General features: G+C 66.3%; 17 protein-coding genes and 2 pseudogenes. 11 read left to right on the top strand and 8 right to left on the bottom strand.

From position 1 onward, the window contains the following. Window positions 1-110 precede the first annotated feature (110 nt). Genes AU193_RS08645 through AU193_RS22775 form a run of 3 tightly spaced genes read left to right on the top strand, consistent with a single transcriptional unit; the run spans window position 111 to window position 4,149 of the window. Window positions 111-1,658 carry an ATP-dependent DNA ligase gene (locus AU193_RS08645; protein WP_064421960.1) on the top strand — a complete coding sequence of 516 codons (1,548 nt, stop codon included), beginning with the start codon at window positions 111-113 and terminating at the stop codon, window positions 1,656-1,658. A 50-nt stretch (window positions 1,659-1,708) separates the two neighbouring features. Continuing rightward, complete coding sequence (locus AU193_RS08640; RefSeq protein ID WP_064421959.1) at window positions 1,709-4,012, top strand: carbon starvation CstA family protein; 2,304 nt, start codon at window positions 1,709-1,711, stop codon at window positions 4,010-4,012. Next, window positions 3,946-4,149, top strand: a complete 204-nt coding sequence (locus tag AU193_RS22775) for a YbdD/YjiX family protein (RefSeq protein ID WP_082682889.1) — start codon at window positions 3,946-3,948, stop codon at window positions 4,147-4,149. The genes AU193_RS08640 and AU193_RS22775 overlap by 67 nt, the downstream gene beginning before the upstream one ends. 76 nt (window positions 4,150-4,225) lie before the next feature. Here AU193_RS22775 and AU193_RS08635 read toward each other — a convergent pair whose 3' ends face one another. Both AU193_RS08635 and AU193_RS08630 read right to left on the bottom strand, forming a co-directional pair. Continuing rightward, the gene (locus AU193_RS08635) at window positions 4,226-5,449 is read right to left on the bottom strand and encodes a cytochrome P450 (RefSeq protein ID WP_172798247.1); all 1,224 of its coding nucleotides are present in this window, start codon (window positions 5,447-5,449) and stop codon (window positions 4,226-4,228) included. 11 nt (window positions 5,450-5,460) lie between these two features. Continuing rightward, the gene (locus tag AU193_RS08630) at window positions 5,461-6,513 is read right to left on the bottom strand and encodes an LLM class F420-dependent oxidoreductase (RefSeq protein ID WP_064421957.1); all 1,053 of its coding nucleotides are present in this window, start codon (window positions 6,511-6,513) and stop codon (window positions 5,461-5,463) included. Window positions 6,514-6,599: 86 nt separating this feature from the next. Between AU193_RS08630 and AU193_RS08625 the strand changes: the two genes are divergently transcribed. Then, complete coding sequence (locus AU193_RS08625; protein ID WP_064421956.1) at window positions 6,600-8,096, top strand: acyl-CoA carboxylase subunit beta; 1,497 nt, start codon at window positions 6,600-6,602, stop codon at window positions 8,094-8,096. A gap of 182 nt (window positions 8,097-8,278) precedes the next feature. On the opposite strand, the gene AU193_RS08620 is transcribed toward AU193_RS08625, so the two are convergent. The 5 genes from AU193_RS08620 to AU193_RS08600 are packed head-to-tail and all read right to left on the bottom strand — an operon-like array spanning window position 8,279 to window position 13,482. Beyond that, complete coding sequence (locus tag AU193_RS08620; RefSeq protein WP_064421955.1) at window positions 8,279-9,322, bottom strand: TIGR03857 family LLM class F420-dependent oxidoreductase; 1,044 nt, start codon at window positions 9,320-9,322, stop codon at window positions 8,279-8,281. Continuing rightward, a complete protein-coding gene (locus AU193_RS08615) occupies window positions 9,319-9,693 on the bottom strand; it encodes a nuclear transport factor 2 family protein (protein WP_064421954.1) in 375 nt (124 codons plus the stop codon). Before AU193_RS08615 ends, AU193_RS08620 begins: the two co-directional genes overlap by 4 nt. Further along, a complete protein-coding gene (locus tag AU193_RS08610; protein WP_064421953.1) occupies window positions 9,690-10,754 on the bottom strand; it encodes a phosphotransferase in 1,065 nt (354 codons plus the stop codon). The genes AU193_RS08615 and AU193_RS08610 overlap by 4 nt, the downstream gene beginning before the upstream one ends. Beyond that, complete coding sequence (locus AU193_RS08605; RefSeq protein WP_064421952.1) at window positions 10,751-11,860, bottom strand: hypothetical protein; 1,110 nt, start codon at window positions 11,858-11,860, stop codon at window positions 10,751-10,753. The genes AU193_RS08610 and AU193_RS08605 overlap by 4 nt, the downstream gene beginning before the upstream one ends. After that, window positions 11,857-13,482 (bottom strand): NAD(P)/FAD-dependent oxidoreductase, encoded by a 1,626-nt coding sequence (locus AU193_RS08600; RefSeq protein ID WP_064421951.1) that lies wholly within the window; start codon window positions 13,480-13,482, stop codon window positions 11,857-11,859. Before AU193_RS08600 ends, AU193_RS08605 begins: the two co-directional genes overlap by 4 nt. Before the next feature lie 166 nt (window positions 13,483-13,648). Here AU193_RS08600 and AU193_RS08595 point away from each other — a divergent pair, with 166 nt between their 5' ends. From AU193_RS08595 to AU193_RS08575, 6 genes and pseudogenes are all read left to right on the top strand, one after another. Beyond that, window positions 13,649-14,656, top strand: coding sequence for an aromatic ring-hydroxylating dioxygenase subunit alpha (locus AU193_RS08595; RefSeq protein WP_064421950.1), 1,008 nt, complete (start codon window positions 13,649-13,651; stop codon window positions 14,654-14,656). Then, window positions 14,653-14,748, top strand: a pseudogene (locus tag AU193_RS23090) (cysteine hydrolase); the annotation flags it as partial. The gene AU193_RS08595 and the pseudogene AU193_RS23090, both read left to right, overlap by 4 nt. A gap of 25 nt (window positions 14,749-14,773) precedes the next feature. Then, complete coding sequence (locus tag AU193_RS08590; protein ID WP_064421949.1) at window positions 14,774-15,388, top strand: PaaI family thioesterase; 615 nt, start codon at window positions 14,774-14,776, stop codon at window positions 15,386-15,388. 8 nt (window positions 15,389-15,396) lie between these two features. Continuing rightward, window positions 15,397-17,052, top strand: a complete 1,656-nt coding sequence (locus AU193_RS08585; protein ID WP_064421948.1) for an acyl-CoA synthetase — start codon at window positions 15,397-15,399, stop codon at window positions 17,050-17,052. Window positions 17,053-17,241: 189 nt separating this feature from the next. Then, window positions 17,242-18,450: a cytochrome P450 gene (locus AU193_RS08580; protein WP_064421947.1), complete on the top strand. Its 1,209-nt coding sequence runs from the start codon at window positions 17,242-17,244 to the stop codon at window positions 18,448-18,450. Between the two features lie 3 nt (window positions 18,451-18,453). Then, a complete protein-coding gene (locus AU193_RS08575) occupies window positions 18,454-19,095 on the top strand; it encodes a TetR family transcriptional regulator (RefSeq protein WP_064421946.1) in 642 nt (213 codons plus the stop codon). Here the strand turns inward: AU193_RS08575 and AU193_RS08570 are convergent. After that, window positions 19,079-20,556 (bottom strand): annotated as a pseudogene (locus tag AU193_RS08570) (aldehyde dehydrogenase family protein). The gene AU193_RS08575 and the pseudogene AU193_RS08570 sit on opposite strands and share 17 nt — an antisense overlap. A 181-nt stretch (window positions 20,557-20,737) precedes the next feature. On the opposite strand from AU193_RS08570, the gene AU193_RS08565 reads away from it, so the two are divergent. Further along, window positions 20,738-21,952 (top strand): CaiB/BaiF CoA-transferase family protein, encoded by a 1,215-nt coding sequence (locus AU193_RS08565; RefSeq protein ID WP_064421945.1) that lies wholly within the window; start codon window positions 20,738-20,740, stop codon window positions 21,950-21,952. Window positions 21,953-22,008 lie beyond the last annotated feature (56 nt).

Genomic DNA, 22,008 nt, shown 5'->3' with positions numbered 1-22,008 from the left:
CCGCGAGCGACCGTGTTGCCCACCGACACGCCGCTGAAATGCGTGCAAACGCGGTCGGTCGCGCCAATCACCTGACCGGCGATGTCCGACCGGCGTGACAGGCTGAACCCGTGCAGTTACTCGACGTGGCCACGGCGTCGGCCGAGGTCGGTGCGTCCTCGTCGCGGCTGGCCAAGACGGCCCGGATCGCCGACGTGTTGGCCCGCGCCGGAGAGGAGGGCGACGCCGACCAGGTCGCGGTCGTGGTGTCGTGGCTCTCCGGCGAGTTGCCGCAACGGCAGATCGGCGTCGGGTGGGCCGCCTTGCGCTCGCTTCCGCCCCCGGCGGAGTCGGCATCGCTGACGGTGCCGGAAGTCCACGCACGCTTCACCGAGATCGGACAGGTCGCGGGCAAGGGTTCGCAAGCGCGGCGAGCCGAGCTGCTCGCCGGACTGTTCAGCACCGCGACCGCAGAAGAGCAGATGTTTCTGCGCCGGCTGCTCGGCGGAGAGCTGCGCCAGGGCGCACTCGTCGGCGTGATGGCAGATGCGGTCGCCAAGGCCGCCGACCTCCCGGCCGCCGCAGTGCGCCGCGCGGCGATGCTCGGGGGTGACCTGCCCGCCGTCGCGGCCGCCGCCCTGACCATCGGTGCGGCCGCACTGGAGCGGTTCACGCTCACGGTCGGCCGTCCGGTCGGCCCGATGCTGGCGCAGACGGCGACCGGCGTGGCCGAGGCACTCGAACGTCTCGGCGGCACAGCCGTTTTCGAGGCGAAGCTGGACGGTGCCAGGGTGCAGGTGCATCGGCGAGGCGATGAGGTTTCCATCTACACCCGCAGCCTCGACGACGTGACCGCACGCCTCCCGGAGGTCGTCGACGCCGCGCTGGCACTGCCGGTCACGACCGTGATCGCCGACGCCGAGGCGATCGCACTCAAACCCGACCGGCGACCGCACCGCTTCCAGGTCACCGCGTCTCGCTTCGGTCGCTCCGCCGACATCGCCGCTGCCGCGGCGGCCCAGCCGCTGTCGGTCTTCGTGTTCGACCTTCTGCATGTCGACGGCCTCGACCTCCTGGACAAACCGGCCGCCGAGCGCATCGAGGTGCTCGATGCGCTCGTTCCGAAGCTGCACCGCGTCGACCGCCTCGTCACCGGCGACGTCGAACAGGCGCAGGAGTTCCTGGAAGTGACACTGGCTGCGGGTCACGAGGGCGTGATGGCGAAGTCGTTGACCGCGCCGTACGAGGCGGGGAGACGCGGAGCCGGCTGGCTCAAGGTCAAACCCGCGCACACCCTCGACCTCGTGGTCCTGGCGGCCGAGTGGGGTTCGGGCCGTCGCACCGGCAAGCTGTCGAACATCCACCTAGGTGCACGAGATTCACAGACGGGTGAATTCGTTATGCTAGGAAAGACTTTCAAGGGCATGAGCGACGCGATGCTCGAATGGCAGACCGCGCGGTTTCTCGAATTGGCCGACGGCCCCACCGACGGTTATGTGGTGCCGCTGCGGCCCGAGCAGGTCGTCGAGATCGCCTTCGACGGCGTGCAGACTTCGACGCGGTACCCCGGCGGTATGGCCCTGCGATTCGCCAGGGTGCTGCGGTACCGCGACGACAAGAGCCCCGCCGAAGCCGACACCATCGACACGGTGCGGGCGTTCTACCAGCGCGGAAGCTGAAGCCCGCGGTTTTGACACGTCGCCGGCGCAGCCGATGAAAAGATCGCCACATGGCATCCCCAACCGCTCCCGCAGAGCGCACAGCGGAAACCGAAGGCGACGTCACCTACATCCGCACCGTGAAGGATCTGCCGCCGGTGGCGATCGTCGACCGGTCACCGATCACCGTCCGGCACCGGATCATCTTCGGCGTCATCGCCCTACTCGGCGCGATCGCCTGGGCGGTGATCGCGTTCTTCCGCGGAGAGACCGTCAACGCCGTGTGGTTTGTCGTCGCCGCAATCTGCACCTATGTGATCGGCTTCCGGTTCTACGCCCGGCTCATTGAGATGAAGATCGTGCGTCCGCGCGACGACAACGCCACTCCAGCCGAGCTTTTCGAGAACGGCACGGACTACATGCCGACCGATCGGCGGGTGTTGTTCGGGCACCACTTCGCCGCGATCGCCGGCGCCGGCCCGCTCGTCGGACCCGTCCTCGCCATGCAGATGGGCTACCTGCCGGGAACCATCTGGATCATCATCGGCGCGGTCGTCGCCGGCTGCGTCCAGGACTACCTCGTGCTGTCGATCTCGACGCGTCGGCGGGGCCGCTCGCTCGGACAGATGGCCCGTGACGAGCTCGGGACGATCGGCGGTGTCGCCGCCATCCTCGGCGTGCTCGTCATCATGGTGATCCTGCTGGCGGTGCTGGCCCTGGTGGTGGTCGGCGCGCTCGCCGAGAGCCCGTGGGGCGTCTTCTCGATCGCCATGACGATTCCGATCGCGATCTTCATGGGCCTGTATCTGAGGTTTCTTCGGCCGGGCCGGGTGTCGGAGGTGTCGCTGATCGGCGTCGCGCTGCTGCTGCTCGCGGTCGCCGCCGGCGGATGGGTCGCCGAAACCTCTTGGGGCACCGACTGGTTCACGCTGTCAAAGGTGAGCCTGTCGTGGGCCCTCATCATCTACGGATTCGCCGCCTCAGTGCTGCCGGTGTGGTTCCTACTCGCACCACGCGACTACCTGTCGACGTTCATGAAGGTCGGCACCATCGCGCTGCTGGCGGTCGGCATCGTCCTCGCCCGCCCGATCATGGAGGCGCCGGCGATTTCGGCGTTCGCCACCCAGGGCACCGGTCCGGTGTTCGCGGGATCGTTGTTCCCCTTCCTGTTCATCACGATCGCGTGTGGCGCCCTGTCGGGCTTTCATTCGCTGATCTCGTCGGGCACCACCCCCAAGCTTCTGGAGAAGGAGGGCCAGATGCGGCTGATCGGCTACGGCGGCATGCTCACCGAGTCGTTCGTCGCGATCATGGCGTTGATCACCGCGGCCATTCTCAATCAGCATCTGTACTTCGCGATCAACGCGCCCGCGGCCTCGACGGGTGCCACCGCTGAAACCGCCGCGGCGTACGTCAACAGCCTGCCGATCGACAGTCCCCCGGTCACCGCCGAGCAGATCACGCAAGCCGCCGAAAGCGTCGGTGAGGAGTCGATCGTGTCGAGGACCGGCGGTGCGCCCACATTGGCGTTCGGCATGTCCGAGGTGCTGAGCAAGGTGTTCGGCGGTGATGCGCTCAAGGCGTTCTGGTATCACTTCGCGATCATGTTCGAGGCGCTGTTCATCCTCACCACCGTCGACGCGGGCACCCGGGTCGCTCGGTTCATGCTCTCCGACGGGCTGAGCAACCTCGGAGGCCCGCTGCGCAAGCTGAAGGACCCGAGTTGGCGTGTGGGAGCGTGGATCTGCAGCCTGATCGTGGTGGCGGCGTGGGGCAGCATCCTGTTGATGGGCGTCACCGACCCGCTCGGCGGCATCAACACGCTCTTCCCGTTGTTCGGGATCGCCAACCAGCTGCTGGCCGCGATCGCCCTGACAGTCGTGACCGTGGTGATAGTGAAGAAGGGCCTACTGAAATGGGCCTGGATACCGGGGGTTCCGCTGCTTTGGGATCTGACGGTGACGATGACGGCGTCGTGGCAGAAGATCTTCTCGGGCGATCCGAAGGTCGGCTACTGGACACAGCATTTCCAGTACCGCAACGCCAAGGACGCGGGTGAGACGACGTTCGGCGCCGCCAAGAACGCCGGCGAACTCGACGCGGTCATCCGCAACACGTTCATCCAGGGCACATTGTCGATCGTGTTCGCACTGCTGGTGCTGATCGTGTTCGTCGCCGGTGTGGTCATGGTGATCCGGACGCTGCGGGGGACGGCATTGCCGACCACGGAGGATGAACCGGTCCCGTCGCGCATCTTCGCACCGTCGGGCCTGTTCATGACCAAACCGGAGAAGGAGGTGGCCAAGCAGTGGGACGCATTACCGAAGGCGCACGCACGTTCGGTTCGTACTGGCGCACATTCGTCGGCGACCTGATGGGCGATACCCACTACCGGCGGTACGTCGAGCACCGCTCGCGTACCCATCCGGGTGAACCGGTGCTCTCCGAACGGGACTACTGGCGCGTGCGGCACGCTGCATCCGACGCCGATCCGGGTGCGCGCTGCTGCTGAGCGCTCGGTTCTGCTCACAGAGCTGGAGTTTGACCGCCGTGACACCCAACGCGATCGTGGTGAACCGCGCCGCCTGCTAGGCCGTCAATGAGTAGCGGATCGGCAGGTGTTTGAGGCCGCCGACGAAGGTCGTGGCCACATGCTCGGGACGGCCCGCCAGGTCGACGCCCTTCAAGCGGGGCAGCAGCTCGCTGAAGAAGCTGTTCACCTCCATGCGGGCCAACGCCGCCCCTAGGCAGAAGTGCACACCGTACCCGAAGGCGATGTGCTTGTTGGGGTCGCGGGTGATGTCGAAGCGGAAGGGGTCGTCGAACACGTCCTCGTCACGGTTACCCGAGACATAAGACAGCAGAACCGATTCCCCCGCCGCGATGGGAACGCCCCGAACGGTGGTGTCCTCGGCGGCCGTACGCATGAAGGCCTTGACCGGCGTGACCCAGCGGATCATCTCCTCGGCCGCCAGCGGCATCAGGTGCATGTCCGCCCGCAGACGGTCGAGCTGGTCGGAATGCTCGATGAGTGCGTGCAGACCACCGGAGATCACCGCACTGGTCGTGTCGTGTCCGGCCGTGGCGATGATGAGGTAGTAGGAGACGGTGTCGATATCCGACAGCGTTTCGCCGTTGATCGTGGCGTTGGCGATCGCAGACGCGAGGTCCTCGGTCGGGTTGGCGCGACGCGCCGCGGTCAATTCGTTGAAGTAGCCGAACATCTCGAGCAGCACCGCCATCGACTCCTCAAGTGAGTCGCTGCGCTGCAGTTCGGCGTCGTCGGCGCCGAATAGCTCCTGCGTGTACTTCAACATCCTTGGGAAATCGGATTCGGGAATTCCGAGCATCGACATGATCACGTACAGCGGGTAATTCACCGCGACCTCCTGCACGAAGTCGCACTCAGGCGCCCGCTCGATCATCCCGTCGACGAACCGCTTTGCCAGCTCGTCGATGCGCACCTTCAAGTCCCGCATGGCCTTCGGGCGGAACCAGTTCGCGCCGATCGCGCGGAAGTCGCGGTGCTGCGGATCGTCCATGTGGATCAACGTTTTGACGCCGATCGCGGCCTGTTGCTCGTCGCCCTGGGCGGTCGTCAGCACGGGCCGCGGTGAGTTGGTGAACACATCGTTGGCACGCTCGATGTCCATGATGTCGGCGTGTTTGGTGATCGCCCAGAACGGGTTGTAGTTGGGCACGTCGACCCACGAGATGGGCGCGTTGGCCCGCAGATGCGTCAGCGACGCATGCAGTTTGGCTTCATCGGTATAGGCCTGCGGGGTGGCGAAGACCTTGGCCGCCTCGTCCATGATCCGTGTGCTCACAAGAACTCCTCTGCCGAACCGTCATGTGCGCGTACTTCCTCCAGCACGGCCACTATCGTCGCTTCGTCGATCGAGCGCGGGAAGCCGATCATGACCCGGTCGATCACGCCATCGCATCGGTCGCGAATCTTGGCGGCCAGCCTGTCGATCGGGGCGAGGACCGCGAACGCCTCGAGGATCTCGTTGTCGATCAGCGTTCCCATCGCGTCCCACTCGCCGGCCAGGCTGAGCCGGTGCAGTTCGTCGTGCAGGTCTCCCCACCCGTGCAACTCGAGCACTTTGCGATAGGCCGGGGTGGACCCATAGAAGGCGATCTGCTTGCGGGTGGCGACGGCGGCGTCGGTGACCTCGCGCTCGTTCGCGCCGGTCACCACGAAGATGGGACACGACACCTGAAAGTCGCTGCGCTGTCTACCGGAGCGTTCCATGCCGCGCTCGAGCGCCGGGATGGTGACCTCTTCGAAATAGCGTTTGGTGGTGAAGGCGTGTGCCAGAACGCCGTCGGCGACTTGACCGGCCATCTCGGTCATCGCCTCGCCCACCGCGGCGATGAACACCTTCGGAAACCCATAGTCGTGCGGTTCGGGAGTGAACATCGGCGTCATCAGCTTGTGCGTGTAGAAGTCGCCTTCGAACTGCAACCGCGAGCCGTCTCGCCAGCACGTCCAGATCTCGCGCATCGCGTGCACGAATTCGCCCATGCGGCGCACGGGTTGGCTCCACGGCATGCTGAACCGCTTCTCGATGTGCGGGCGGATCTGCGAACCCAGACCCACGATCAGCCGGCCCCGCGAGTAGTCCTGCAGATCCCAGCCGATGTTGGCCACGGTCATGGGGTTTCGGGCGAACGCGACCGCGATGCTGGTGCCGAGGTCGAGGGTGTCGGTGTGCTCGGCGGCGAGCGTCAGCGGGAGGAAGGGGTCGTGGGCCACCTCGGCCGTCCAGCATCCGTCGTACCCGCGTCGCTGCAGCGTGTTGGCCGTCTCCACCACGTCGGCGAGCCGACTGGAAACCGCCCCGTCGACCTTCAGGCCGGCGCCGCTAAGCATGGTCGTAGACGCTACAGTAAGCAATTCAGTATGGTCAACGAGGGCATGCCGGTGCGACGATCGCCTATCCATGGACAGGAGTTGTGATGACCAAGGCCGAGGATTGGCACGCCACACTCGACGAGCTGTCGCGTCGGCGCCAGACCGCATACGACATGGGTGGCGCCGAGCGGCTCGCCAAGCACCACCGCAAGGGAAAGCTCGACGCCCGCGCACGCATCGACCATCTGCTCGACAAGGGCACGTTCCGCGAGTTCGGCACGTTGGTGGGCGGTGACATCGCCGCCGACGGCATCGTCGCCGGCTCCGGCTATCTCGACGGCAGGCCGGTGATGGTGGGGGCCGAGGATTTCACCACGCTGGCGGGCAGCATCGGCCCGGGCGGCAACGCCAAGCGTTACCGGTTGGCGGAATTGGCCTTGCGCGACAAGGTGCCGCTGGTGATGCTCCTGGAGGGCGCGGGCTTTCGCCCCAGCGGTGAGCACTACGGGCGCACGCCGACCGATCTTCTCGCCCAGGCGCGGTGTTCGGGCAAGGTGCCGATGGTCGCCGGTCTGCTCGGGCCGTCGGCCGGCCACGGTGCGCTGGTGGCGCCGGTGTGCGACTGGACAATCATGAGCCGCCAAGGCGCCATCTTCACCGCGGGGCCCCCCGTGGTGAAAGAGTCGACGGGCGAGGACATTTCGAAAGAAGACCTCGGCGGACCGACGGTGGCGCTCACCAGCGGCGTGATCCACAATCTCGCCGAGGACGACGAAGCCGTGCTCGACGACATCCGTCGCTACCTGTCGTACTTCCCGTCCAGCGCGTGGTCGTATCCGGAGTCGCTTGCCGCCGACAAGGCGGCCGCACCGCGAAGCACCCCGGAGCTGCTCGAGCTGGTCCCCCGCGGTAACCGGCGCGTCTACGACATGCGGCGCGTGCTCGACGTCGTCTTCGATCGGCCAGACTGGTTCGAGGTGCAGCCGAAGTTCGGGCCCGCGATCATCTGTGCGCTGGCCCATCTCGGCGGTCATCCGGTCGCGGTGGTGGCCAATCAGCCGCAGGTGATCGCCGGTTCGATCGACGCCGACGCCGCGGACAAGGCGGCGCACTTCATCACGGTCGCCGACTCGTTCCACCTGCCGATCGTCTACCTCGCCGACAACCCGGGCATGCTGCCCGGCAGCCGGTCGGAGAAGGCCGGCGTGCTGCGCAGCGGTGCGCGGATGTTCGCCGCGCAGACCGCCGCGACGACGATCAAGCTGCATGTCACGCTGCGCAAGGCGTACGGGTTCGGCTCGATGGTGATGTCGCTGTTGGGATTTGACAACCAGAGCGCGACGTTCGCGTATCCCGGCGCGACGATGGGTGCGATGAGCGCGGCCGCCCTCAGCAAGGCGTCACACGCCGCCGAGGATGTCGAGGCGCGGCTTCGGCGGATGGAGGTCGAGGCGTCGTTCCGGTCGGCCGGCCACTTGGGTTTCGACGACCTGATCCATCCCGAGGAGACCCGCAACGCGCTGCTGTGGGCGCTGCAGCGGGGGCTCTACAGTCGCCAGGCCGCCGCCGAGCCGGTCTCCCGCACGGTCATCACGCCCTGACCTCGGGGGTTTGCGCGAGCGTGCGTGTTTGCACACGACACGCGGCGAATAGTCAGCACTACACGCACTTTCGGGCGCGACGACCGTGCGCATACTGCGCACTTTCCGCGGCGCGTCGTGTGCAAACACGCACGCTCGCCGAGATGGGGCCAACTCACGCCGCTCGCGTAGATGGGGTCAGCTCACGCCGACGCGCGGTAGGCCGCGACGACCGGTTCGAGTTCGTCGGGCGTCGCGCCGTGCATGATCAGCGCGTCGGCGCCGTAGTCGAACTCCTTGCGGATGCGCTCGACGCACTGCTGGGCCGACCCGGTGGCGGACGGTTCCAACCATTCGTCGGGTATCAACGTCGCGATGTGCTCGATCTGCTCGGCCGACGCCTTGTGGTCGATACCGCCCGGAATCGACTGGACGACCTTGTCGTCGCGGAAACGTTGCAGCACAGCCGGATCCCAGCCGTTGGTGTTGACCAGGAGATCACCGTACCCCTGCAGATAGGTGGCCAGCCGGGCAACGGTCTTCTTCAGTCGCAACTCCTCGGGCAGATGGTCGCCCACCGTGGCGAAGCACGACCACACCCGCACGTCAGCCGGATCGCGGCCCGCCTGCTCGGCGGCGTCCTTGACCGTCTTCACCGCGCGCTGCAAGGTCTCGGGGGTGAAGTAGGTGTGCAGGACGACGTCGTCGAACGCCCGGCCTCCGAGCGCCAGTGTCTGCGGGCCGAATGCCACGATCGCCAGCCGGATGTCTTCGCGGAAGTCCGGATCGAGGAACAGCACCTGGTACTTGCCGATCGGTCCGTCGTGATTGAAGATCACCTCGCCCTGCCACAACCGGCGCATGACGTTGGCGAAATCCTCCATCTGCGCGGTCGTCACCGACGGGATGCCGAACGCCGCGTACATCGCCGCGACCCCGCGCCCGATGCCCAGCGTGAAGCGCCCGCCCGAGAGCCGGTGCATCGTCGTCGCCCACGATCCGGTGATCAGCGGGTGACGCGTGTTGTGATTCGTTGCCGCCGTGGCGATTTGCATGCGCGACGTGACCGCGCACGCCGCGCCGACAAGCGACGACGCCTCCTTGAGGTTCCACCGTTCGGAGATGAACGCGGTGCCGAACCCGAGCTCCTCGCCGCGCCGGGCCTCGTCCATCAGCGCGGCCGGGCCTTCACCCCCGGCACCGGCCAACAGGTAGTAGCCCAGTTCGTCGAGCACTTGTTCGGTCACGCCCAGACTCCTTGCTTGTAGCCGCAGTTCCACACTTCGACGATCCTGCCGTCGACCACCCGGAAGACTTCCATACTGCCGATCGGCATCTCGCCGCCACCCGCTAGCCTCCCCGTCATCTGGTACACGATCGCGACGTGCTCACCGTCGTCGTCAGCGACAACGACCGGCAGGTCGAAGCGCAATGCGTCGAACATCGCCCACCGGTCCTTGACGCGCTGGACGGCCTCCGCGTGGGTGAGAGTCGTCGCCTCGCCCACCTCGTGGCGAACCACGGTGTCGCCCAGAAGTTCCTCGGCGAGTGCGAAGTCGCGCTGGTTCCACACCACCAGGTTGTACAGTTCCACCACCTCACGGGCGGTCCGGCTCATCGGAACTCCTCCAGGGCGTCGATCGCATCGATGGCGGCCACCGCACGATCGGTGAGCGTCAGGCACAAGCGACGGGACCGTTCCGGCAACGTGTCCCAACCGTTGAGCGTGATGACCGGCAACACCATCAGATAGACCGCCGCAAGACGATAGTGTCGCCACGCCGCGTCGAATGTGTACGAAGTCCCGTGCCCGGCGACGTGGTCGAGGTACTCACGCAGGAGCGCCTCGTCGTGACCCTCCCGGACAGCGGTCGGCAGCCCCTGGGTGACAAGGTATGCCACGTCGGCCGCACCCGCGCCCCGCGCGGTGAACTGGAAATCCACCACCTTCATCCGTTCGCCGGAGAAGAACAGGTTGTCGGCGCGAATATCACCGTGCAGCAGCATCTCCCGTTCGGCAAGGACGGACAGCGCCACGATCGCGCGTTCGGCGAAACGCTCCGCGAACGCGGCCATTGCCGGCGGCACATTCGCTGTGGTGTGCCTGCGGTAGATCTCCCACCCTGGACCGAACGCCGGCAGCAGCAGGTCCCGCGCAATATCAGTATCGATACTCGGAAACCGCTCCAGCACCGCGGATTCGCCCGGCCACGAGTGCAAACCGGCCAGTTGCCCGATACAGGTGCGGGCGCGGTCCATCGTCAGCCCCGCGAGGTGATCGGCGTTGTCCCACGACGAGAGGTCCTCGAGCAACAGCACGAAATCGACGCCGTCGTCACCCATCCGGGCGGTGTACACCCGCGGCGTGTCCATCGGCGCGCGCCCGGCCACGTCACGGTAGAAGGACAACTCACGTCGGTAACCGCCCAGCAGCTCCATCGCGCCGCGAGCCTCCGACACGGCGGGAAGCTTCGCGATCAGCGTGGACGGCACCCCGGTGCCCGTCAGGTGCAGTCGGTACAGCAGCGACGAGAAGCCGCTGTCCATCGCGATCTGCTCGGCGCGGACATCATCGACTGTCGCGCCGTCGAGCCCAGCGTCGGAGCGAAGCGCCTCGGTCAGCCAACCGGCGTCCACCTCGCCGATGCCTCCCGGCACCGCGGCCGTACTCGTCGTCATCGCGCACCTTCCTCGCTGACCGTCCTGAGAAATCGTTCCGACGCACGCTGCACGCCGCCCGCGAACAGGTGGCCGACGTGGCTGCCCCGATGCCAGTACAGTTCGCCGCCCCACCGCTCGTGCAGTCGCTGTGCCGGTTCCCGTCGCGCCATCTGGTCGTGCCACGCACCGACGATCAGCCGGCGCTCGGCCGACGCCGTGGGCTCGACGGCCTGATAGTCCACGACCGACATCACGCGCTCGATGGGTTCTGACCGCAACAGGTCGATCGTGTCGCGCACAGAGGGCCCCCACCGTCCCAAGTGCGCGGCGATCATCGCGTTGAGCCCGAAGATCGGGGTGTACACCGCGACCGCATCCACCTCTTCGAGGTGCGAAACCAGACCCGCGACCGGGCTGCCCATCGAAACCCCGGACACCGCAATCGCGCTCGCCTGCGGCCGCAACCACCGAAGCACCGCCCGCACCTCGGACACCACCCGGATCATTCCCGCCAGATTGTTCAGCGGATCCATGTTCGGATAGGCCGGCCACCGGTTGCGCCGTACCCCGCAACCAGGCTGCACCGGCAGCGCGATGTTGTACCCGAGCCGTTCCTGCAGTCGTCTGGCCCGCGAGAACACCAGGTCGATCGGCAATCCCTGGCCGGCTCCGTGCACCCACACCAGCCACGGTCTCGGCTCATCGCCGCTTCGGCACAGATGCACCACCGCGGTGGCCGGGCCGCCGAATCCCTGCAGCGACGAGGGAAGGTGGGGATCATGCTCGAAGGTCACTTGCTCGTATCTGGAGCGGCCGAGTCTTCGTCGTCGGATCGCCCTCGGCCGCAACTCGTCCGGTGCGACGTGCACGCCGGCCAGGCCCAATTCGGCCAGCTCGTCGGCCGCGCCGGTACACGACTCGAGCGTGCGCTCCAGTCTGGGCGGGGGCGCGGTCAGCGTCATCCCCGTCAGGGCGAGTTCGTCGAGCACGACCTCGCCGAGTTGCCGGGCACCCCCGCGGGACAACGTCTTCCAGTCGTCGTGTCCGGCGACGGCGGCGTGCGCCCGCGGCACCACGCCCGCGAAGTCCCGACCGATACGGTACGCGCGCTCGGCCGTTCTCATGCCAGCTTGAACCCGGTGTAGCCGGCATCGGCGACCTCGTCACAGCGACGCCGATACTCCGGAATGCCCCCGGTGTAGCCCATGTACATCCGCTTCTTGCCGGGCACGTTGCCGCCGTTGTACCAGGAGTTGCACGACGGATGGACGAGCACCGTCGGCGCCACGAGCGATGTCGCGTGGTCGATCCACTCGCGTTGGGCCTCGGGCAACGCTTCGATACTTCGGTACCCGTTGGCTCTCAGGTAGCCGATGCACTCGCCGATCCAGTCGACGTGCTGTTCGAGGGCGGTGACGAAATTGCTTGCGGGAGCTGGACTTCCGGGAGCCTGGATGATGAACAGGTTCGGGAAGCCCGCCACCGCGATGCCGAGGTAGGCGTATGGCCCCTCGTTCGTCCAGAAGTCTCCGAGTGACATCCCGTCGCGCCCGGTCACCGCGATTCGCGTCATCGCCCCGGTCATCGCGTCGAAGCCGGTGGCGTAGACGATGACGTCGAGATCGTGATCGCCCTGTTCGGTGCGGATTCCGGTCGCGGTGACCTCCACGATCGGTTCCTTGCGCAGGTCCACGAGTGTGACGTTGTCGCGGTTGAACGTCTCGTAATAGCCCTGGTCGATGATTGGGCGTTTACACCCGAACGGGTGCGTCGGGGTCAGCGCCGCTGCGGTCTCTGGATTCTTGACGATGCGCGCCACCGCCTCGCCGTAGAGTTTGGCCGCCATCTGGTTGGCCTCGATGTCGAAGAACACGTCGCCCCAGCTGAGCGCACCGATGATGCCGCCCTCCTCGACGGCGCGCAGTTGTTCCTCGCGCGATGCGGACTTCAGCGGCGGTTTGGTCATCATTTCGAACATCACCGAGAACGCGCTCAGCCGGGCCGCACCCACCGCGTGTTCTCGTTGCGCCGCGCGGATCTCGGCGTAATTGGCCTTGAGCTCGTCGAGTTCGCCGTCGTCGAACGGGCGGACCTCCCACGGCAGCGTGTAGGCCGGCGATCGCTGGAACACGGTGAGGTGGCCGGCCTGTTGAGCCACGACCGGGATCAGTTGCACACCGGTGGAACCGGTTCCGATCACGCCCACCCGCTTGCCGGTCAGGTCGGCATCCTGCTTCGGCCAGCGACTGGTGAACAGCGAGAGCCCCTCGAAGGCGCCCATACCGGGTATCTCCGGTTCCTTCGGGACCGAGAGGATCCCCGTCGCCGCGACGACGAACGGTGCCACGAACACCTCCCCGTCTGCCGTCTGCACCTCCCACTCGGAGGCGGCCTCGTCGAACGTCATCGCGGTGACCTCGGTATGGAACCGGATGTCGCGACGGAGATCGAGTCGGTCGGCGACGAAATTCAGGTACGCCTCGATCTCGGGCTGGCGAGGCATCGTCTCGGTCCATACCCACTCCTGCTGGATCTCCTCGGAGAAGCTGTAGGAGTACTCGATGCTCTCGATGTCACAGCGCGCGCCGGGATACCGATTGAACAGCCATGTGCCGCCGACGTTCTCGGCCTTCTCGAGCACGACGGTGCGCAGCCCCTGCTCGCGGAGTCGATGCAGCGCGTACAGACCGGAGAACCCGGCCCCGACGACGATCGCGTCGAAGCGGGTGGTGTCGGATGTCGTCACGGTAAGCCCTCACGTCCAGAAGTGGAGATACTGTAACTATTACAGTATTGCGCCGGACGGCTGGTCGGTTTCCGGAAACGCCCCTCCGAGCCCTGATGTATCACGTTCCCTGAAAACACTACTGTAAGCTCTTCCATTAGTTCGCGGACGTGGGAGGCTGTGCGGCATGAAAGTACCGTTCACCTGGAAGGTCACCGGTTGGTTCATGATCGGCTGGTCCGCCGAATTCCCCGCGGGCGAGACACGACCGCTGCGGTACTTCGGCGAGGATCTGGTGGCCTATCGCGACGAGGCCGGCGCCTTGCACGTGCTCTCGGCGCACTGCCGGCACCTGGGCGCGCACATCGGCCACGGCGGCAAGGTCGTCGGCGACTGCGTCGAATGCCCCTTCCACGGTTGGCGGTGGGGACCCGACGGCACCAACCGCTACATCCCCTACCAGCCCGACCGGCCCAACAAGGCGCTGCGTCTACGCGTCTTTCCGGTGCGCGAGCAGTACGGTTGCGTGTTCGCCTACCATCACCCCGAGGGCGAGCCGCCGCGGTGGGAGCTGCCGGACCTCTTCCTCAAGTTCCCGCAGTTCCCGACCGACGAAGACGCCTATTACCGCCCGTACCCGGAATTTTCGAGCCGCGCGGTACGCGAGCCGGTGCATCCGCAGATCGTCGCGGAGAACGGGCCCGACAGCGCGCACTTTCACTACGTGCATCACGCGACCGTCACCCCGAAGTGCCTCAACTGGGAGGTCGTCGACGAGGAGTGGCGGTTCCTGACCGGCTGGCCCGACGCCTCCAGCGACGACCCGGACAAGATGGCGCTCTACATCCACAGCCACCTGTCCGGCCTCGGGTTCGCGATCAGCGCCTTCGAGGGCTCGTCGAACCACCGGCTGATCTTCGCCTGCACCCCGGTCGAGGACGGCTACTCGGACATGTTCTATTCGATCTGGTGGCCCCGACTGCCAGGTGACAGCTCCGACGTCCCGCCCGAGGAGGTGCGCCGCAAGGTCGAGCGCCAGTTCATGGGAACCGTCTGGGACGACCTGAACATCTGGCGCTACCAGGAGTACATCGAGAACCCCGCCCTGTCCCGCACGGACGCGAAACCGTATATGGCGCTTCGAAAGTGGGCAACGCAGTTTTACGACATTCCCGCCACCCCGGCGTCGGCGTGAAACACGACCTCGCCGAGATCGCGGCGCCCGGCCACACCGCGATCGTCACGCAGGAATGCCAGGGCGCGGTGGTCCGACCGGACGCCGAACTGATCGACACATGGAAGTAGCCGCGCAGTGACCGACACCGAGGACGACATCCGCGAATTCGCCAGGGTCAAACCGGCTCTCGGGACACCTGGGATGGGTCGCTTCATCGCGGCGCTGCGCCGGCTGCAGAACATCACGGTCTCCGCCGATCCCGACGCCGCGCTCTGGAACGACTCGGCCGCACTGCTCGAGGACATGTGCGAACGCCTCGAGGAACACCAGGCTCCCGCGGGCGTCGCACCTGCCGGCCGGACGCCCAATCTGCCCGGCAACGGCCACCCGCTGATGCCACCGTGGCAGGTCGCCGAGTCCGGATCCGACGAGGTCCTCATGCGAGGGCACTTCAGCCGCTTCCACGTCGGCGGAAACGATGCAGTGCACGGCGGGGTGATCCCGCTGTTCTACGACTGGCACTTCGGCATGGTGGTGTCGGCCGCCGGCCGGCCCGACAGCCGCACCGCCTACCTGCACGTGGACTACCGCCGGGTGACGCCCATCGACGTACCGCTCGAGGCGCGGGCGTGGATCGACTCGGTCGACGGGCGCAAGTTGTTCGTGAGGGCGGCGATGACCGACGGGGACGGCAACGTACTATCCGAGGCCAACGGTCTGATGATCAAACTGCTTGCCCACCAGCTTTGAAAGGCGCGATGTCTGTGACCACACAGTTCACCGTCCCGGCCGCCGCCGACACCGTCGCCGCCGTGATCGGCGACCGCGAGTTCATCGTCCAAGGCGATCGTCGCTACACCTACGCCCAGGTGGTCGAGCGCGCCAATCGTCTGGCGGCGTTCCTGCACAGCCGCGGGCTCGGCTGCCACGTTGAACGCACCGAGCTCGCCGGCCATGAGGTGGGCCAGGACCTGCTGGGCCTCTACGCCTACAACGGCCCCGAATACATCGAAGGCATGCTCGGCTCGTGGCGGGCCCGGGTCGCACCGTTCAACGTCAACTACCGCTACGTCAAGAACGAATTGCAGTACCTGCTCAACGATTCCGGTGCCAGCGCGCTGCTGTACCACGCGGCGTTCGCGCCACGGGTCGCGGAGGTGCGTGCGGATCTGCCCGACCTGCGGGTGCTGATCCAGATCGCCGACGACTCCGGCAACGAACTGCTCGACGGCGCAGTCGACTACGAGTCGATCGTCGGATCGGGCACCGCGGTACTGCCGCCCATCGAACCCTCTCCCGACGACCTCTACGTGCTCTACACCGGCGGCACGACGGGCATGCCGAAGGGTGTCCTGTGGCGTCAGCACGACATCTTCATGACCTCGTTCGGCGGCCGCAACATGGCCACCGGTGAACTCATCACCTCCCTCGACGACATCGCCAAACGCGTGACGGAGGGACCCGGGACCAAGATCCTCACGCTGCCGCCGCTCATGCACGGCGCCGCCCAGTGGGCCGCGATGACCGCGATGACGACGGGACAGACGATCGTGTTCATGGCGAATCCAGGCAGCCTCGACGCCGACGAGGTGGTGCGGACCATCGAGCGGGAGAAGGCGCTCGTGGTTCAGGTGGTCGGCGACGCGGTGGCACGCCCGCTCGCCGATGCGATCGAGCGCAGTTCGGCCGACCTGTCCTCGCTCGCCGTGGTGGCCAACGGCGGGGCGCTGCTCACCCCCACGGCCAAGCAGCGCCTGATCGACGTCAAACCCGGGCTCATCGTCATGGACGGTGTGGGATCGTCGGAAACCGGCATTCAGATGAACCACATGTCCGCGCCCGGTGCGGTGTCGACCGGCAAGTTCAATGCCGGACCCGACACCTTCGTTGCCTCAGAGGATTTCAGCGCGATCCTCGAACCCGGTCACGACGGCATCGGCTGGCTCGCGCAGCGGGGCTATGTGCCGCTGGGCTACAAGGGCGATGCGGACAAGACCGCCAAGACCTTCCCGGTGATCGACGGTGTGCGCTACTCGATTCCGGGCGACCGCGCCCGCCATCAGGCCGACGGCTCCATCGAACTGTTGGGACGCGATTCGGTGACCGTCAACTCCGGCGGCGAGAAAATCTTCGTCGAGGAAGTCGAGACCGCGCTGTTGTCGCATCCGGCGGTGGCGGATGTCGTGGTCACCGGCCGACCCAGCGAACGGTGGGGTCAGGAGGTGGTCGCGGTGGTGGCCCTCGTCGACGGCGCCAGTGCCGAGGCCCAGGAACTCATCGACCACGCTGCGAACTCGATCGCGCGTTACAAGCTTCCGAAGGCTGTGGTGTTCCGTCCGACGATCGAACGCAGCCCGGCGGGCAAGGCCGACTACCGGTGGGCCCGCGAGCAGGCGATCAGCGCGAACGCCTGAGCCGAAGCCGCTTCAACCGCGAAGCAGCACTTCTGGCCATGACTTCGCCGCCCGGATCACAGCAGGAGTGCTATTTCGCACACACCGTTCAGCTCTAACGCCCGACACCTATCGTCACGTAGTCCTATACTGTAAGCTTTACAGTACCCATGCTCGTTACCTGCCCGGACCAGACGAGGGAGATCAGCCGTGGATAGCCCCGTACAGGATGTCGCGGTCGACGAGACCTTCGACCTGCTCCGCGACCCCTATCCCCTGTTCGCGCAGAATCGGCGGGAAACCCGTGGCGTGTTTCGCGGCAGCGTCATGGACTGGTCCCAGGCGCCGGAGGCGATGCCGGAAAACCTCTATGCCGCAGTCTCTTTCGACGCCGTCAACCGGGTCTTTCGTGACGGCAAGGTCTTCAACTCACATATCTACGACAACACCATCGGCCTGTTCATCGGACCGACCATTCTGGCGATGGAGGGCAAGAAGCACTGGGACCACCGCAACCTGGTGTCCTCGGCGTTCAAGTCGAAGTCGTTGGCGCGCTGGGAACCCGAGGTCGTCCGACCGGTGGTCACCGCGCTGATCGACGAGTTCATCGACGACGGGCACGCCGACCTGGTACGCGATTTCACGTTCGAATTTCCAACCCGCGTCATCTCCAAGCTGCTGGGCCTGCCCGAGGAAGACCTGCCGTGGTTCCGCAAACGTGCCGTCGAATTGATCAGCTATCACGTCCGGTACAAGCGCGCATTCGAGGCGTCCGCCGCGTTGAAGGACTACTTTCTGGCGCAGATCGACAAGCGCAGGTCCAAACCGACCGAGGACATCATCGGCGATCTCGTCACCGCCGAGATCGACGGTGAGAAACTCAGCGACGAGTCTATCTACTCGTTCCTGCGACTGCTGCTGCCCGCCGGCCTGGAAACCACCTACCGGTCGTCGGGAAACCTGCTGTATCTTCTGCTCACCCACCCCGAGCAGTTCGCCGCGGTGCAGGCCGACCGCGAACTCATCTCGCCGGCCATCGAAGAAGGCCTCCGGTTCGAGACGCCGTTGACCACCGTGCAGCGTTACGCGACCGAGGAGACGGAACTCGAAGGCGTCACGCTGCCCAAGGGCTCGGTGATCGACGTATGCATCGGATCGGCCAACCGCGACGAAAAGCGTTGGGAACGCTCCGAGGAGTTCGACATCTTCCGCAAGCGGATCCCGCACATCTCCTTCGCCGCGGGTGAGCACACCTGCATGGGTCTGCACCTGGCACGCATGGAGACCCGGGTGGCGGTGGAATGCCTGCTGGACCGGCTGACCAACATCGAACTCGTCACCGACGACAATCCCCACATCGCGGGCCAGCCCTTCCGCTCACCCACCGCGCTCCCCGTGACGTTCGATCCGGTCGGCTGATCGGTGGCCAGAGCCGCGAGCGGCCGTGCCCGCCAGCGCCGTGACCGCGGCTCGATCAGTGCCGAGGAGATCCTCGAGGGCGCACTGGAAGTCGCACAAGATGTGTCGATCGACAACCTGAGCATGCCGCAACTCGCCAGACATCTCGGCGTCGGGGTCACCAGCATCTACTGGTACTTCCGCCGCAAGGACGATCTTCTCGACGCGATGACCGACCGGGCGCTGGAGCGGTTCGAGTTCACGGTGCCCACCATCTCCGCCTCGAATTGGCGAGAATCGTTGCGCGATCACGCCTTGACCATGCGGAAGCGGTTCCGCGCGGACCCGATCCTCTGCGACCTGGTGCTGATCCGCGGGCAGATCGGACACCGCGCGATGCACGGTGCGCTGCAGAAACTGGGGCAGCCGATCGGCGCGCTGGTCGAAGCGGGGCTCACGGTCGACCAGGCCGCCGAGACGTACGGCGCGATCTCGGTGCACATCCGGGGTTCGGTGGTTCTGGAGCGACTCCAGGAGCGCACCGAGGGCTTCCCCGCCCAGCGTGACGACGGCGGCCGCTACATCGGGTTCGCCGACGACATCGACTTCGGCTACATCCTCGACAGCATTCTCGATCACGCCGAATCGATCATCGCGGCGGCGTAGCGCTGTTCTTCGGCACGCGGTAGGCCACGGTCTTCGTCTCGAGGTATTGCTCGAAACCTTCTACGCCGCATTGCCTTCCGACACCGCTGCTCTTGAAGCCGCCGAACGGGGCATCCGCCCCGTAGAACATGCCGCCGTTGACGCCGAACGAACCGGTGCGGATTCGACGGGCGATCGCCATCCCCCGCTCCAGTGAGCGCGAAGAAACGGCGCCCGCCAATCCGTATGCGCTGTCGTTGGCGATCCGCACCGCCTCGTCGTCGTCTTCAAACGGCAGCACCACCAGCACCGGGCCGAACACCTCCTGCTGGGCGATCGCCGCGTCGTTGTCTACGCCGACGATCACCGTCGGCGCGACGTAGTGGCCGCCGGCCAGATGGTCGGGGAGATTCGCGACAGGCCCACCGCCCGCGGCGATTTCGGCGCCGTCGGCGCGGGCCTGTTCGATCGCGTCGAGGACCCGCGCCTTCTGTGCCGCGCTGATCACCGGCCCCACCAGGGTTTCCGGGCTGACCGGATCGCCAACCGGCACAACCTGATAGGCGGCGGTGATGGTGGCGACGGCCTCGTCGTAGCGCGACCGGTGCACCAGCATGCGCTGGTGGCCGCGCATGCCTGACCCGCGTGTACGCACACCCCCACCGCAGAGCCGACGATCGCCGCGGGCGGGGCGTCGTCGAGCACGATCGACACCGATTTACCGCCGAGTTCCAGGAACATCCGCTTCATCGTGTCGGCACCCTGACGCATGAGCAGCTTGCCGACGCCGGTCGAGCCGGTGAACGAGATCATGTCGACGCGCGGGTCTGTGCCGAGCAGCCCGGCCACGTCGTTGGACGGGGTGGGCACCACGTTGACGACGCCGGGCGGGATGTCGGTGTGTTCGGCGATGAGCCGGCCAAGCCGGGTGGCGTTCCACGGCGTGTTCGGGTCGGGCTTGAGCACGACGGTGTTTCCCGTCGCGAGCGCGGGTCCCAGCTTGTTGAGGATCACCTCGATCGGGAAGTTCGACGGGGTGATCGCGGCGACGACGCCGACCGGTTCCTTGACCACGGTGCGCACATTGCGCTCACCGAACAGCCCACCGCCGTCGAGCGTGCGCTCCCATGGGAAGTCGAGCATCAGCCGCGCTGGATAACGCAGGCCGTCCGCCAACGGCCAATCAAGTTGTGCGGACTGCGTCGTCATCACCGGACAGCCGACCTCGGCGATCAGCTCCTCGCGCAGATCTTCCTGCTCGGCTTCGATCGCGGACTGCAGCTGATCGAGGCACCGCGCGCGCAGGTGTCGATTGGTGGCCCAGTCGGTGTCGTCGAAGGCGCGGCGGGCGGTCGCGATCGCGCGATCCATGTCCTCGGTTTCGGCGGCGGCCGTGGTTCCCAGCACTCGGCCGGTGGCCGGGCTCAGGTTGTCGAACTGTGCACCGGAGGCCGATGACACGAGTTGCCCGTCGATGAGCATTCGCGATTCGGCGCGTCTCGCGGCGCGCTCGCCGACGTCGATGCTGGTCTCGGTCCGTTCATCGACGTCACTCACCGGCACCTCGTAGACTCTCTTTGCGGGACGACTAACTGTAATGCTTACGGTAAGTTTATTCAACAGCCGGAGCGCCGGATACGAGGGAGCCGATTTGGTCAAGGTCATGGAGGGCGTGCGCGTCCTCGAAGTCGCACAGTTCACGTTCGTCCCCGCAGCGGGGGCGATCCTCGCCGATTGGGGCGCCGACGTCATCAAGGTGGAGCACCCGGTGCGTGGTGACACCCAGCGCGGCTTCATCAACATGGGCGGATTCCAACTCGACCCCAACCGCCATCCGCTGATCGAACACCCCAACCGCGGTAAGCGCAGCGTCGGCATCGACGTGTCGACGCCCGAGGGTCAGGAGGTGCTCTACGAGATCGCCAAGACGTCTGATGTCTTCCTCACCAATTACCTTCCCGCACAACGGCAGAAGAACAAGTTCGACGTCGAGCACATTCGCGCCGCGAACCCCGACATCATCTACGCGCGCGGAAGCGCATACGGCGACAAGGGACCCGAGCGCGATACCGGAGGTTTCGACGGCACCGCGTTCTGGACGCGCAGCGGGGTCGGGCACGCCTTGACCCCCGAGGAAATCGGCGGCGCACTGTCGCAGGGCATTCCGGCGTTCGGCGACTCGATCGGCGGGATGAACATCGCAGGCGGGATCTCGGCCGCACTGTTTCACCGGATGCGCACCGGCGAGGCGGTCGAGCTCGACGTCTCGCTGCTGAGCACGGCGTGGTGGGCCGGCGGTGCCAGCATGACACAGGGCATGGAGACCGGTGAGACCATGCGCTCGCTGATGCCGGATGCCGCGGGCCCGAGCGTGAACCCGTTCATGGCCAACTACCTGACCTCCGACGGCGGCACAATCAACTTGTGCATCGTCAGCCCGACGGGATACATCCGCGACGCGTTCGAACATCTGGAACTGCCGGAGCTCGCCGACGACCCTCGTTTCTGCGACGTGATGCCCTTGATCGAGAACGCCGCAGACGCAGTCGAATTGATTCGCGAGAAGATTCGCAGCAAGCCGTTCGAGTACTGGCGCCAGCGGCTGAAGACGATGAAGGGGCAGTGGGCGCCGTTCCAGAGCTTCCTCGATCTGGCCACCGACGAGCAGGCGCTGGCCAACGACATGGTCGTCGAGGTCGAGGCGGCCGACGGCGGTGAGCCCTTCAAGGTCGTCCGCGGCCCGGTGCAGTTCAACCACGAGCCGCTGGAGACGACGCGCGCACCGCAGGCCAGCGAGCACACCGAGTTGGTGCTCATGGACATCGGCTTGGACTGGGACCGCATCGAGGCGCTGAAGGAAAAGGGCGCCATCGCGTAGCGTTCTTCTGCGCGAGCGACCGCGTCTGCCCACCGACACGCCGCGGCAGGCGTGCA

The sequence above is a fragment of the Mycobacterium sp. GA-1285 genome, assembly GCF_001499905.1.
Lineage (GTDB): Bacteria > Actinomycetota > Actinomycetes > Mycobacteriales > Mycobacteriaceae > Mycobacterium.
This window is presented reverse-complemented; position numbering and strand designations above follow the sequence as displayed.